A 12943-nucleotide genomic window follows, 5' to 3' on the forward strand; every position below is an offset into this window, starting at 1 on the left:
GCAAAGAGGAGGTGAGAATATGAGCAAGGGTCAAGGCCATACGTTGTGGATCTACCCGGATTGCGAATTGCCGCCTGCGGGGGATTCCCTGCTAAAAGGACATGAGTCGGTTATCGTACTGAACTTGGGAGTCAATGAAGCAAACATTAGCTTGACGCTTTATTTTACGGATCGCGAGCCTGTCAAGGATATTAAAGTGAAGGTCGGCGGAGAGCGAGTTCGCTGTCTGCGGCTTGATAATCCGGATGATCTGGAAGGATTTATTATTCCAAGAGAATTGCAGTATGCGCTTAAAGTCGAAAGCGACACGCCGGTCGTCGTTCAATACGGCAGACTGGATACGAGACAGGACAATATGGCTTTCTATACGACGATGGGCTTCAGCGAGTAAAGTGTTTTATTTTCGCAATTATTTTTACGGAGAAGAGTGGATGAATAGATGAGTGATAATATCAAAGTTATATTCGGCTTCGATATGGAGACGGACGTAGGTAGTTTTACGCCCTATTATGACGGGGTTAAGAATGCTACAGCACCGCTTGTCGAGCTATTTGATAAGAAGGGCATTCAGGGAACGTTCTACTATACGGGGGATGCGGCACGGAGAAATCCGGAGAGCGTAGAGCTTGTAAAGCAAAGCGGCAACGAAGTCGGCTGCCATTCTTTGTTCCATGAGACGGTTGGAGATGAGTTGTTCCCGATTCCCGGGGTCGTTCCACTCCTTCCGGAGGAGGTTCCGTTTCGTATCGAGAAAGCAACGGAGTGGGTGCAGCAAGTTCTCGGAGAGCAGCCGATTTCGTTCCGCGCTCCCCGCCTGTGGGGCTCCACGGCGTTGCTAAATTCACTGGAGAAGCTAAATTATGTGTCGGACGCCTCTTATCCCATGTACTTCTATCGGGAGCGATATGTTCCGTACAATCCAAGCTCGGCCGACTGGACGAAGGAAGGCGATATGAACATCGTCGAAATTCCCAACTTCGCTGACATGGTCATGAAGAGCAATGACCCGGGACTGGAGCGCGACCGCGATCAATGGCCGTTGTTCCGTACGCAAGGGACCGACGCGCTGATGAAGCATATCGATAGTTTTGTGAAATTTCTCAAGGATAGAAATTTGCCGGTCGTACTTTGCTTCTATTTCCACCCGTGGGAGTTCATTCCGATCCAGGAAAGCTATCATTACGGCGAAGCAACCGTTACGCCGGATCGCTTCCTGACGCTTGGTTGCGGGGATAAAGCGATGAAGGAGTTTTCGCTGCTGATCGACCGGCTTAAGGATATGGGCTCGACTTTCCATCGCGCAGATGATTTCGCCAGACTGTGGAACAAGGGTGAAATCCGATAATCGCCCACGCAACGAAAAAAGGACAAGGGAGAGGATTACAATGTCAACGAGGATCTGTATTCCGGATTATGAGTATAAGGAAAGAATTCAGCGGGCGGCAAAGCTGGTACAGCAAAAAGGATTGGACGCGCTTCTTGTCAACTCCAACGAAGCGGACTATGCGAACGCGCGGTATTTTAGCGGCTTCTGGCCGTTGTTCGAGCGGGCTGGCGTCGTTATTACGGCTGCGGGAGACGCCGCGCTGCTTGTTGGACCGGAGAGCACCGTCTATGCTTCGGACTTCGGCAAAATCGATAAAATTTTCACGCTCATGGAATACCGCGAGTCGGCCAACCCTGCGTATCCCGAGCTTAAGCCCAACACGTATCGGGATGTCTTTAAGGCGCTTGGATTAACGGGCGACAAGCTGAAAATCGGCGTCGCCAGCCTGCTCGACACGACGGTCGTTATGATGGAAGGGTTGAAGAACAACTACCCTGAGGCGGAAATCGTCGGTGCGGACGACATTATGGTCTCGCTGCGCCGGATCAAATCGGTCAACGAGCTGGCGTGCATGCGCGAAGGTTACCGTATTGCCGAGCTTGCGACGGAAGAAGTCATCCGGACGATCCGCCCGGGCGTTACGGAATCACAGATGGTTGGCGTCGCCCAGCGCGTTATTTACGAACATGGCGCCGAATACGAAGGGCTGCCGATGTATATTTTCAGCGAAAAGTCGACGAGCCATGCGATTTCCCGTTCTTCGCACCGCGTCATTAACGCGGGAGACATCGTGCAATTGAACTTGTCCGCCAAAGTCGACGGCTATTCGGCGGCGGTCGGACTGCCGATCAGCCTTGGCAAGTTGACTTCGGAGCGCCGCGATGTTATCGAATTTGGCCTCCGTGCGCACGAATGGACGCAAGCCCAGCTCAAAGCGGGCGTCGTCGCGAGCGATGTGGCGAAAGGTTTTATTCAATTTTTTGGCGATAACGGCTATGCGGACAATTACCTGTACGGTCCTTGCCACGGCACGGGAATGATCGAGGTGGAAGCGCCTTGGATGGAGACATCGTCCGAGTACCTGCTGGAGCCGAACATGACGTTCCAGATCGATACCTTTGTCATGACGCCGACGTTCGGCATCCGCTGGGAGAAGGGCGTCGTCATTACGCCGGGAGGCTGTGAGCTTATGTGCCAGCCGGTAGGCACAATACACGAATTGGAATTTTAACATAATAGGGCGGCATCTGGCCAAACGTGTATGAAAATTCATACACAATCTACCAAATAGGCCGGCACCTGGCTAAACGTGTATGGAAATTCATACACAATTCACCAAATAGGCCGGCATCTGGCCAAACGTGTATGAAAATTCATACACAATCCAGCAAATAGGGCGGCACCTGGCCAAACGTAAATGAAATTTCATATACAATCCAGCAAATAGGCCGGCACCTGGCTAAACGTGTATGAAAATCCATACACAATCCAGTAAATAGGGCGGCACCTGGCCAAACCTATATGTAAATTCATACACAATCCACCAAATAGGGCGGCACCTGGCTAAACGTGTATGAAAATTCATACACAATCCAGCAAATAGGCGGCACCTGGAAAAATGGTTATCCCAAAAGTCAGTGAAAACGGAATGCTGGACGCTCCGTTTTGGTAGAAAGTTTAAAAGTGGCAGGCATCGACCTCGCCACTTTCCTGAAAAAGCAGCTACACAAAAAGTTGGGCGGAATTATTTTTCGCCCAACTTTTTATTTTTGAGACTTATTGGACAGCTCCTTTTGTTGCTGCTAAACGCGGTCGCTCAGCCTCGAACAGAGTGCGAGCGAACTACCGCTCATAGCAGCAGAGATTTAAATATTGGTTCGAGACGATCCGCCATCCTGAGAAAACCTAAGTCAGTTGGATGCGTGCCATCTACCGTACATTCATGAAAATCACTGCCGAGCAAGTCAGAGCCGTCGATAAAGAAAATATTTTGATCGCCTTTGGATCGAAGCTCATGAACGAGTGACTGCTGAAATTGCTTGCACTCGATTCTTGTCTGATACAGTTCCCTGTGATCCGGGAAGATTTCTCTGGCGTAACGGATTTTGGAAACGACCAGCACTTTTGTTTGAGGGTGGACGCTTCGATAGATTTGGATAAATTCAGGGAGTGTTTGTTGAAAAAGCTCGGTACTCACACAATTAGCTTCGTAATCCAGAACCAAACAGGCAGGATTAGGGATGCTGGCAATAACCTCAGCTACCTCCGGTTCGCCTTTGCCGCTTCCCGAAAATCCTAAATTCAAAAATTCCATCGGGATTCTGCGGCTCAAAATGTTGGAATACGCCATACCCGGACGCGATGCGCAACCCCCTTGGGTAATGGAAGTTCCGTATATAATGATTTTTTTATCCGTTAAATAGTCTGGCGGGGGCAATATAGAGGCACTCTCCTCCAAACCAATCTCTATTTCTTCCACGCCCTTGTACAACGGTAAATAGAGAACGATATTGCGCATTTCGGAATGCCAGTCTTGGAATAAAGCGCTATCATATTCTGTCCGTTCGATATCATATTTCGTTGTATTGCAGTATTGCAGTCCATGCGATGTTTCGATATAACAATCCACTCCGCATTGTCCTGTCGCTGGCATATGAAACATATTTGCCTTATCTGCAAGCTTTACTCTTACCGACAATGAAGGAGAGTCAGTTTGGAAACGAACTTGCGCACCCGCCGGATGATTGGCCAAATAATCTACAGCAGCAGGCAGCACGGCCTTTGGCGCAGTTGGCAGTCTCCGATACTTGCCCTCTTCCGCAAACCAGGCAAGACCTGAGACGTGGAAGGGACTCCTTTTGGGCGAATGCCATTTCATGTTGTCTTGATTTGCCTCGTCGGGCCTCATATTTCTATCATAAGTTTCAATTCTGTTCTCCCGTTTTTTCATGATCAGTCTTGTATCTCCCTTCCATCTATAATTGCTAATGTAGTGCGCTTTCCTGACGACACCTCAAATACTAACACAGTGAAGCCCTTTGGCATAGTGACTGATAGGAAGGAAGTCAATGCACGCCTGTTTTTGGCGGACCGGGCTGATTATGTGCATTGTGCGTCGTTGTTTTCTAGACATTTTGGAGCGTGCGGCTTATATTAGGTCTATCGGATTGGAAAAAAGGATAGAAGGAGTGAGCTGATATGCTGCATACTGGCATGCTGTCCATTACGTTTCGCCAATTACAGCCCGAAGAGATCGTTGCGCTGACGGTTCAAGCCGGCCTGGATGCCATCGAATGGGGAGGGGACATCCATGTGCCCCATGGCAATGTGGAGGTTGCGCATCATGTAAAAAGAGTAACGGAAGAAGCGGGACTCATCATCGCATCCTACGGTTCGTACTACAAGGCCGGCGTTCTTGATTCGGATGTACCGTCTTTCGAGGATGTCCTGGCCAGCGCGGTGGCGCTGGGGGCGCCGGCCATACGGATTTGGGCCGGCAACAAAGGCAGCCAAGCGGCGGATCCTGGCTGGCGGGATCAGGTAACCGCAGACATCGTTCGTATTGCCGATCAAGCTCAGAAGGAGAATATTCGCATTCATTTGGAGTACCATGCCAATACGCTGACCGATACCCTTGAATCGACGATCGCACTGCTTGAGGCGGCAGACCATCCTAATGTCAGGACGAACTGGCAGCCCCCAACAACGCTGTCGGTAGAACAGCGGCTCGAATCTATGGAAGGCGTACTGCCGTATCTTGCAGATGTTCATGTGTATCATTGGCAGCTTGGCGAGCGGCTTCCACTCTCCGATGGCTCGGAGGAATGGGGAGCGTATGTCCAGCACTTTCGTCCAATAGCGGGGAACCGTCGCTTTGCGATGCTGGAATTTGTGCGGAACGACGATCCCGAGCAGTTCCTGGAGGATGCCGCCGAGTTGCTTCGATTGGTTAAATCGTAGCTTCGTTACTCGCTCCTGGCGATTCCGATTCTACTCCTCCGCATAGACACCCCCCTTTGCCGATGGCGAATTCAATAACTCTTCGACCTGGCCGCATAACGCCTCTTCGTCAATGAACTCGGACCAATATTGCTTTAGAATCGTTTTTAAAGGGAAAAACGAATGTAAAGGCATATTCAAATCCCGATTCATACGAAAAGAGGAGATCGTCTCGCGGAACAAATCGTAGCGCGAAGGTCGATTTAGGCTGTTGGCATCCTCCAAAGGCTCCTCGGCGACCGGCTTCAGCGCGGGCAGGCTGATGGTTTGATTTCGCAAAATACGCTGCGCCCGCGCCGAAGCCAGATAGTCGCTGAAAGCTGCGGCGGCTTGAGGTTGCTTGGAATTCCGGTTTACCGCAACGCCAATGACGTTTAGAAGCGTTCGCGGCTCGAACAAATAAGGAACGGGGGAGATATCATACTGGATATCCAGATCTTTGAAATCGTTTAGCGACGTATAGGTGGTCAAAATCATTGATACCTTTCCTTGAAGGAACAGCTCGTTGACATCGTCGTTGCTTTCGGACAAATAACGAGGGAAAACCTCGCGATTATTAATCAATTCTTTGCAGAGCCGAATACTTTCTAGCAGAGGAGTGCCATGCAGACGGAATGCGCCCGGCTGTTTCATCGCAAAGTCCATGCAGCTTTGCAGCAAAAAGACGGGCCAGCGATTATCCGACAGCAGATAGAAATAAAAACCGTGCCGCTGGCCAGGGACAGCAAGCGTATGGGCATGCTGTATAATATCTTGCCAGGTCCAGCTGCCGTCGGGTTCAGGCACGTTGGCTTCCTGGAAGTGCGTGCGATGATAGGCCAGCACTAACGGAGAAAAGACGATAGGCTGAGCCAAAAGCGTTTGTCCCTGGGTGAAGGCCCTCTGAGCAAAACGGTATGTATGGGTTTGCGGAACGAGAGGCTGCAGCATATCGATGTCGTCGTTTTCCTCCAAATGCTGAAAGTCGAGATTGTTAATCGTGCACACATCCAGCAGCCCGCTGTTCATATAGTCTTTGACGGTGCCCAAATAATTGGACACCGATTGCAAGGGCAGCGCCTTGACCCGGATTGTCGGATGCAGCTTGCGGAAGTCTTCGATGAGCAAGGGCAGCGCAAAATCCCGCTCGATAGAAGAGCTGTAGCCAAATGATATCGACTGAAAGAAGCCAGGCAATTGCTCCGTAACTCGGCTGCCAACCCGGTCCACTTTGACGATCAAACCTTCCTCAACCAGAGCGTCGAGTCCTTTACGAGCCGACTTGTTGCTAAGTTGAAATAGTTTTGTGAGCTTAAGCTCGGAGGGCAGCAAATCGCCGGGCGCGTACACCCCGTTTAATATATCGGAACGCAAATGATCGATCATATTTTGCAGCCGAAGCTGATAATTTTTCCGTCCTGGTTGGGGCTGATCGCGATTCATTTTTCATCATCCTTTAGTTTGTCCTCAATCTCCGTTAATCTACTGTATATCATACAACAAATGTTATTTAATGTGCATCAACATCGAGTGAACAGGAATGTGTCGGAATGCGATGAATCGGAGAGCCACACCGCGTAATTATACGGGGGAGTGGCTCTTTTTCGTCTGTGAATATGATATATTTGTTCTAGATATGAAAAAGGAGATATGTCACATCCATGAAGCTCTCGTTAAAGTATTTAATTTTATCAGCGGCACTGCTTTCAATGATTTTCACTCTATTTAGCAGCATCTCATCGGGGTATCGGATCAGCCAGCAAACACTTATTGAAAACACCTTGGAAACTAACCGAGTCTACGCACAAAAACTTGCCAATACAACGGATGTTTTTTTTAACATGACTCTACAAACCTTGGAACTAAGCTCCAAGGACATTTCGTCATACATGAAAGGAGATCATTATTCCAAGACAAAGCTTCTTCAAGAGGCTGATCGTCTGAAAAAGCAAACAAACACGTTTAACTCTGTTGTGATTGTAGCTGCCGACGGAGAAATTCTCGCGACGTCACCGCAAACGCTGGATGTAGTTGGGAAGCTTCTGGATTCTACGGGCGGACAGGAAGCTTTAAAAGGGAAGCGGCCGCTTATATCGAAGCCCTATTTATCCATAACCGGGCGTTTGATTATTTTCATCTCTCATCCGATCGTAGCTGAAGATGGGGAATATCTTGGTTTAGTTGGCGGCAGCTTGTATTTAAAGGAAGCCAATATTTTGAACATGATATTAGGAGAGCACTTCTACAATGATGGATCTTATGTATACGTTGTAGACGAAGACGGTCGTATTATTTATCATCAAATGCCAAATCGGATCAATGAGCTGGTGTCGCATAACCCGGTCGTGCAAAAACTGATGAACAAAGAAAGCGGAACTGCCCGCGTCTTAAACACACAAGGCGTTGATATGCTTGCAGGATATGCCTATGTTCCGTCTGTTGGATGGGGGATTGTATCTCAGAGACCAGCGGCAGTTTCATTAGCCCCCACCTCGGACATGATGAATGGAATGATTGTTAAATCACTACCGTATTTATTGATTTCTTTAATACTTCTTTCATTTATTTCCAAGCTGATTGCTCAACCCTTACAAAAACTAGCGCATTTTACGGAGTCAAGCACGGAAAATAATCAAGAGAAAAGTATGCAGAAGGTTAGTACTTGGTATTATGAAGCCATACAATTAAAAAAAGCACTTACCTATAGTCTTGGTTTTTTCCATGATCGAGTAGACTATTTTACTTACCAGTCTAAAACAGATCCTTTGACGAAGCTTGCAAATCGACGGACATTAGATGAACAAACTCAGAAGTGGTCGGAGGATGGGGTGGCATTTTCTGTAATTCTATTGGATGTTGATCATTTTAAGAGGGTTAATGATACCTATGGCCATTCTAAAGGTGACGAAGTTTTGATATTTCTAGCCCAAAAAATGAAGGAAGTATCAAGAGAAAAAGATATTTGTTGCCGCTTTGGCGGCGAGGAGTTTGTTTTGCTTCTCCATGACAGGAGTGGCGATGAAGCGTATCAAGTTGCCGAGCAGCTACGAATGCTAGTAGAAAGCACCGTGAGTCCGTGTGGTGACATCATTACTATATCGGCCGGCATTGCAGCTTATCCGGCTAGCGCGACTCATCTTGCTCATTTATTCGAATTGGCCGACCAATGCTTATATGAAGCGAAAAATACCGGAAGAAACAAAAGTGTTTTCAAACAACCATAACGCTTGTTTGCCATTATTTTAGCGATGACTACGATCTTCATATTTGGTATGCTTCGAGAATTGAGATTGGGAGAGGAGTATACCAAAAAAACGATGCTGGGTAGATTAGCAATAACGACATTTATTGTCGGTTTTTTAGCAAGCGGCGCATTTCAGGCAGCAACAGCTAATAAAGTTCTGCCTTTTGATGATATTAGTACTAGCTACGCACAAAATGAAATCATAAATTTATATAACAAAAAGATGATGACAGGTACATCGAAAACTAGCTTTTCGCCTACCAGGTCCATTACTAGAGCTGAATTTATTACCGTATTGGATCGCATGTTGGGGCTTAATCCAGTTGGAAGTCCCGTAACATCTTTTACTGATGTAGCGCTGGACGATTGGTATTATGGCTGGATACAGGCTGCTGTTCAACTAGAACTAGCTAATGGCATAACGGCTACATCCTTTGCTCCAAAGAGGGCGGTAACGCGGCAAGAGGCGGCAGTTTGGGTAGCAAGAGCTTTGAAACAGAACGGGGAAAGCTCTATTGGCCTCTGTACAGCTTTTAAGGATGGTAAAGAAATTGCAGACTGGGCAAGCGCCTCCGTTGCCGCGGTCCATCAAGCAGGATTAATGAAAGGCGATAATAAGGGGAAGTTCAGACCTTCAGAGCCCATAACAAGGCAGGAAACAGCCGTGCTTCTCGATCGAGTGTTACAAAATAAGAGCTGGGCTTCGGAGCTTAAGGCGTTGCCGGAAAAAAGAATCGTTATCGGATGGCAGTATGGCCAGACAAGGGAACAATATCAGAGCAATATTTTGAAATCGAATGTAAACACGCTATCACCTCGCTGGTATTTCGTAGGGGAAACAGGTGACTTGTCCGATTCTACTGACACGAAGCTTATTACATGGGCGAAGCAGAATGACAAGCAGATTTGGGCAATGGTTGGCAATCGATCCGATCAATCAGCTACCCACCTTATGTTGTCTGATTCTATAGTAAGAAATAAAGTCGTTGAGCAATTATCGGAAATCGTGAAGCGTTACGACCTGGAAGGACTTAATATTGATTTCGAGAACGTCGCCCCAAAGGATCGCGCATTGCTTACGACATTCATTACTTCTTTAGCGGAGGAGCTGCATACGCTTGGGGCAGTGCTCTCAATTGATGTGTCTCCCGATCTTGGCACGGATTGGACGGAAGCCTTCGACTATGCCGCGCTTGGCAAGCAAGCGGATTATGTCGTGATGATGGGATACGATGAGCATTATGGGGGAAGCTTATATCCAGGCTCGAATGCTTCGTTGCCTTATGACGAACATGCCATTGATACACTCCTTAAGGTCGTACCAAGCGAGAAGGTAATTCTTGCCTTCCCATTCTATAACCGGGATTGGACATTAAATGAGAACGGTACCGTTTCATCCTCCGAATTTATTACCCTTACCGAACAAAATCGGAAGATCAAGACCTACGCGCTTAAGCCCGTATGGAATGAAGCAATGGGGCAATATGTGGCTATCTACATGAAGCAGTCTTTGAAGCATACGATCTGGTTTGAGGATGCTCGTTCCCTAATCACCAAATATCGCCTAGCCGTAGACAAAAAATTAGCCGGGGTAGCTTATTGGTATATTGGCGGTGAAAGTGAGGATGTATGGGCAAGCTTAAGCAATGCGGAGACCTATTATGATTATTCGTTCTCCAAGTAAGGGGAGCTCCGCATCAGGTTTATAACATGATAGGGTGCCCTGGCCAAATTAATGGCTTTGGGACACCCTCTTTATTTGGGATTGTTCAATAACGCAATGTATTTATTTCGTATAGTTATCAAAATAACCTTGAATAAAGACGATAGGCGTACCTTTATCTCCGCTTCCGGAAGTTAAATCGGATAAGGAACCAATAAGATCGGTAAGCTTGCGAGGTGTAGTGCCCTGCGCTTCCATTGAACCTGTAAGATCCGAATTTTTATTGTTAATGTATTGCGATATAGCATCTTTCAGTTCCTGGCCTCTTAGATCAGCAAAATGATTATCGGCAAGATATTTTAACTTCACTTCATTAGGGGTTCCGTCCAGTCCTGCCGTGTAGGCGGGCGATACAACAGGGTCAGCAAGCTCCCATATTTTGCCTACGGGATCTTTGAAGGCGCCATCTCCATAAACCATGACTTCCAAGTTTTTTCCAGTTACTACCTTGAGCCTCTGTTGTATGGCATCAACTACAGGCTGGCAATTACGCGGGAAAAGCTTCACGCTGCTTTCTGTCGATTTATTTGATCCCAGCAAACCATAAGCTTCGTTATATCCGCTGCCATCAATAGACTCAGACAGTATATTGTCGAGGCTATAAACGTTGACTCCGCCATTTGCTTTTAGTATTCTCTTTGTCCTGAATCTTGTATGTATATCACAAGCTAGAACATGTTTGGTGTAATTCAAAATGGTCTTTGGATTATTGGAGAAAATAACCTCACATTCCACGCCATATGCTTCAACTAATGATTTATAATAATCGATATAATCAACACCGGTAAACGTATGCTTATTATATCCAAAATAATCGCGGAATTGTTTTTCAGTCAAAACATCTGTCCATGGATTAACTCCCTTTTCATCAAGCATGTCAATATCAACTAAGTGATTGCCAACCTCATCAGATGGATAGCTTAGCATTAAAACAATTTTCTTAGCACCCTTTGCAATCCCGCTGAGACAGTTCGCAAATCGATTGCGGCTTAAGATCGGGAATATGACTCCCACAGTCTCTTCTCCAAATTTCGAACGAACATCTTTGGCAATATTGTCGATAGTCGCATAATTGCCTTGCGCACGAGCAACAATGGACTCGGTAATGGTAACGATATCTTTATCATTTATTGTGAACCCTTCAGCTTCGGAAGCTTTCACGACACTTTCTACAACGATTTCCTCTATATTGTCCCCCTGATTTATGATAGGGCAACGTAGTCCTCTAACGACGGTTCCAACCATTCTTTCCACATGGATCGCTCCTTACTACAATATAAAGTCTAATTATGTTGTGCATCTCACTGTACTATACATGTGTTTATTGGTAGAAGTAAAATGATTATTCCTAATACTAGGGATAAGCGGGGATTATATGGTGGTGTTCTAACGAGCGAATATTAATTTGGTTTTACTCACCATCAATCTGATGTATATCGTTAGATAAAACCGTTTAAAGTACATCAACGTTAGTGATAAGTATAAAATATACGATAATAGATTGACGAAATAGCTTAAATCCTGTACTTTATTGTTAGATAAATACATCAGTTTATACATCAGATGTGGAGTTATTTATCTTATTTCAAGGATATATACAGCAGTTAAAAATGATTGGAGGAGTTACGATGATTAAAGTGGGAATGATCGGATGCGGCAACTTGGGACGAACGCATGCCAAATGTATCGCTGAGCTTGAGGGAATAAAGCTGTCGGGTTGTTTCGACGTTTACAAGCCAAGCGCAGAAAAATTGATGGAGGAATTTGGCGCAGATTATGCGACGGATGATCCCGATCAACTGTTTAATGATCCATCGATAGACGTTGTGTATGTGTGTACCATGCATGATACGCATGCCGAATACTGCATCCGTGCTATGGAGAGCGGCAAGCATGTGCTCGTAGAGAAACCTCTGGCGATGACGGTAGAGGAATGTGTGGCTGTGGGAGAAACGGTAAAGCGTACAGGCAAAACGTTGTTTACGGCGTTTAAGATGCGATACTACGAGATGTTGTGGAAGGCGAAAGAATTGATCCCTAATCCTATTATGGTGACCATGCAAATGATGGACAGCAGATGGGGGGACGGCATATGGCCCAATGATCCAGTTAAAGGCGGAGGCAACGTCATCAGCCAAGGTTGCCACTCCACCGATATTATGCGGTTTATGGCAGGAGGCGATCCGGTAGAGGTATATGCGGCTGGCGGCAACTACTATCAACCGAGCGGCGTTGTTGACAACCTGGTTGCTGTCTATCGATTCGACAACGGCGCGGCGGGCTGTTTGGTCCAGGGCGATAGCGATTGTCCCCCATTAACGAGCAAGTTTTTTATGCAAATGTTTGCAGAAGGCAAATCGATTACCATATCCGACCGTCTCACTACTTTGACCTATACCGAGGCAGGAAAAGAGCCGCAAGTATATAAAGGCACAGAAAGCGGGTTTATGGAAGAAAATCGAGCGTTTCTAAAATGCTTGCAGGAAAACGCCAAAGCGACAATCGATCATGTGGACGGCTTATACGCCACGCTGATGATCTTGCAAGCGATTGCTTCGCTGGCAAGCGGCAAGCCGGAGCTGATTCAAGCCGTAGTCGAGGAGTCCATAAGCGAGAGGATTAACCAAGGATAGGGAAGGTCGTATTGACGGGGAGAGCTTATCGATTGGAG

Annotated in this window: 10 protein-coding genes; 7 read left to right on the forward strand and 3 right to left on the reverse strand. The window is 46.8% G+C overall.

Going from position 1 to position 12943, the window contains the following annotated elements; all coding sequences use genetic code 11:
• Positions 1 to 19: 19 nt before the first annotated feature.
• The 3 genes from PAT3040_RS04960 to PAT3040_RS04970 are packed head-to-tail and all read left to right on the forward strand — an operon-like array spanning position 20 to position 2558.
• A complete protein-coding gene (locus PAT3040_RS04960) occupies positions 20 to 391 on the forward strand; it encodes a sensory rhodopsin transducer (RefSeq protein WP_108991761.1) in 372 nt (123 codons plus the stop codon).
• A 48-nt stretch (positions 392 to 439) separates the two neighbouring features.
• The gene (locus PAT3040_RS04965; protein WP_108991762.1) at positions 440 to 1345 is read left to right on the forward strand and encodes a polysaccharide deacetylase family protein; all 906 of its coding nucleotides are present in this window, start codon (positions 440 to 442) and stop codon (positions 1343 to 1345) included.
• Between the two features lie 40 nt (positions 1346 to 1385).
• The gene (locus PAT3040_RS04970; protein ID WP_181376447.1) at positions 1386 to 2558 is read left to right on the forward strand and encodes a M24 family metallopeptidase; all 1173 of its coding nucleotides are present in this window, start codon (positions 1386 to 1388) and stop codon (positions 2556 to 2558) included.
• Positions 2559 to 3176: 618 nt separating this feature from the next.
• Here PAT3040_RS04970 and PAT3040_RS04975 read toward each other — a convergent pair.
• Positions 3177 to 4277 (reverse strand): SGNH/GDSL hydrolase family protein, encoded by a 1101-nt coding sequence (locus PAT3040_RS04975; RefSeq protein WP_108991764.1) that lies wholly within the window; start codon positions 4275 to 4277, stop codon positions 3177 to 3179.
• A 248-nt stretch (positions 4278 to 4525) separates the two neighbouring features.
• On the opposite strand from PAT3040_RS04975, the gene PAT3040_RS04980 reads away from it, so the two are divergent.
• Positions 4526 to 5287 carry a sugar phosphate isomerase/epimerase family protein gene (locus tag PAT3040_RS04980; RefSeq protein ID WP_108991765.1) on the forward strand — a complete coding sequence of 254 codons (762 nt, stop codon included), beginning with the start codon at positions 4526 to 4528 and terminating at the stop codon, positions 5285 to 5287.
• A gap of 30 nt (positions 5288 to 5317) precedes the next feature.
• Here the strand turns inward: PAT3040_RS04980 and PAT3040_RS04985 are convergent, their stop codons facing one another.
• Entirely contained in the window at positions 5318 to 6748 is a 1431-nt protein-coding gene (locus tag PAT3040_RS04985; RefSeq protein ID WP_108991766.1) for an extracellular solute-binding protein, read from the reverse strand.
• 218 nt (positions 6749 to 6966) lie between these two features.
• On the opposite strand from PAT3040_RS04985, the gene PAT3040_RS04990 reads away from it, so the two are divergent.
• Together PAT3040_RS04990 and PAT3040_RS04995 are read left to right on the forward strand one after the other, a co-directional pair.
• Positions 6967 to 8529, forward strand: coding sequence for a sensor domain-containing diguanylate cyclase (locus PAT3040_RS04990; protein ID WP_108991767.1), 1563 nt, complete (start codon positions 6967 to 6969; stop codon positions 8527 to 8529).
• A 3-nt stretch (positions 8530 to 8532) separates the two neighbouring features.
• Positions 8533 to 10233: an S-layer homology domain-containing protein gene (locus PAT3040_RS04995; RefSeq protein WP_258234837.1), complete on the forward strand. Its 1701-nt coding sequence runs from the start codon at positions 8533 to 8535 to the stop codon at positions 10231 to 10233.
• 102 nt (positions 10234 to 10335) lie between these two features.
• Here the strand turns inward: PAT3040_RS04995 and PAT3040_RS05000 are convergent, their stop codons facing one another.
• Positions 10336 to 11526, reverse strand: coding sequence for a coenzyme F420-0:L-glutamate ligase (locus PAT3040_RS05000; RefSeq protein WP_108991768.1), 1191 nt, complete (start codon positions 11524 to 11526; stop codon positions 10336 to 10338).
• A 374-nt stretch (positions 11527 to 11900) separates the two neighbouring features.
• Between PAT3040_RS05000 and PAT3040_RS05005 the strand changes: the two genes are divergently transcribed.
• Positions 11901 to 12905 (forward strand): Gfo/Idh/MocA family protein, encoded by a 1005-nt coding sequence (locus PAT3040_RS05005; RefSeq protein ID WP_181376448.1) that lies wholly within the window; start codon positions 11901 to 11903, stop codon positions 12903 to 12905.
• The last annotated feature ends 38 nt before the right edge of the window (positions 12906 to 12943 follow it).

The sequence above is a fragment of the Paenibacillus agaridevorans genome, assembly GCF_003112455.1.
In the GTDB taxonomy this organism is placed as follows: domain Bacteria; phylum Bacillota; class Bacilli; order Paenibacillales; family Paenibacillaceae; genus Pristimantibacillus; species Pristimantibacillus agaridevorans.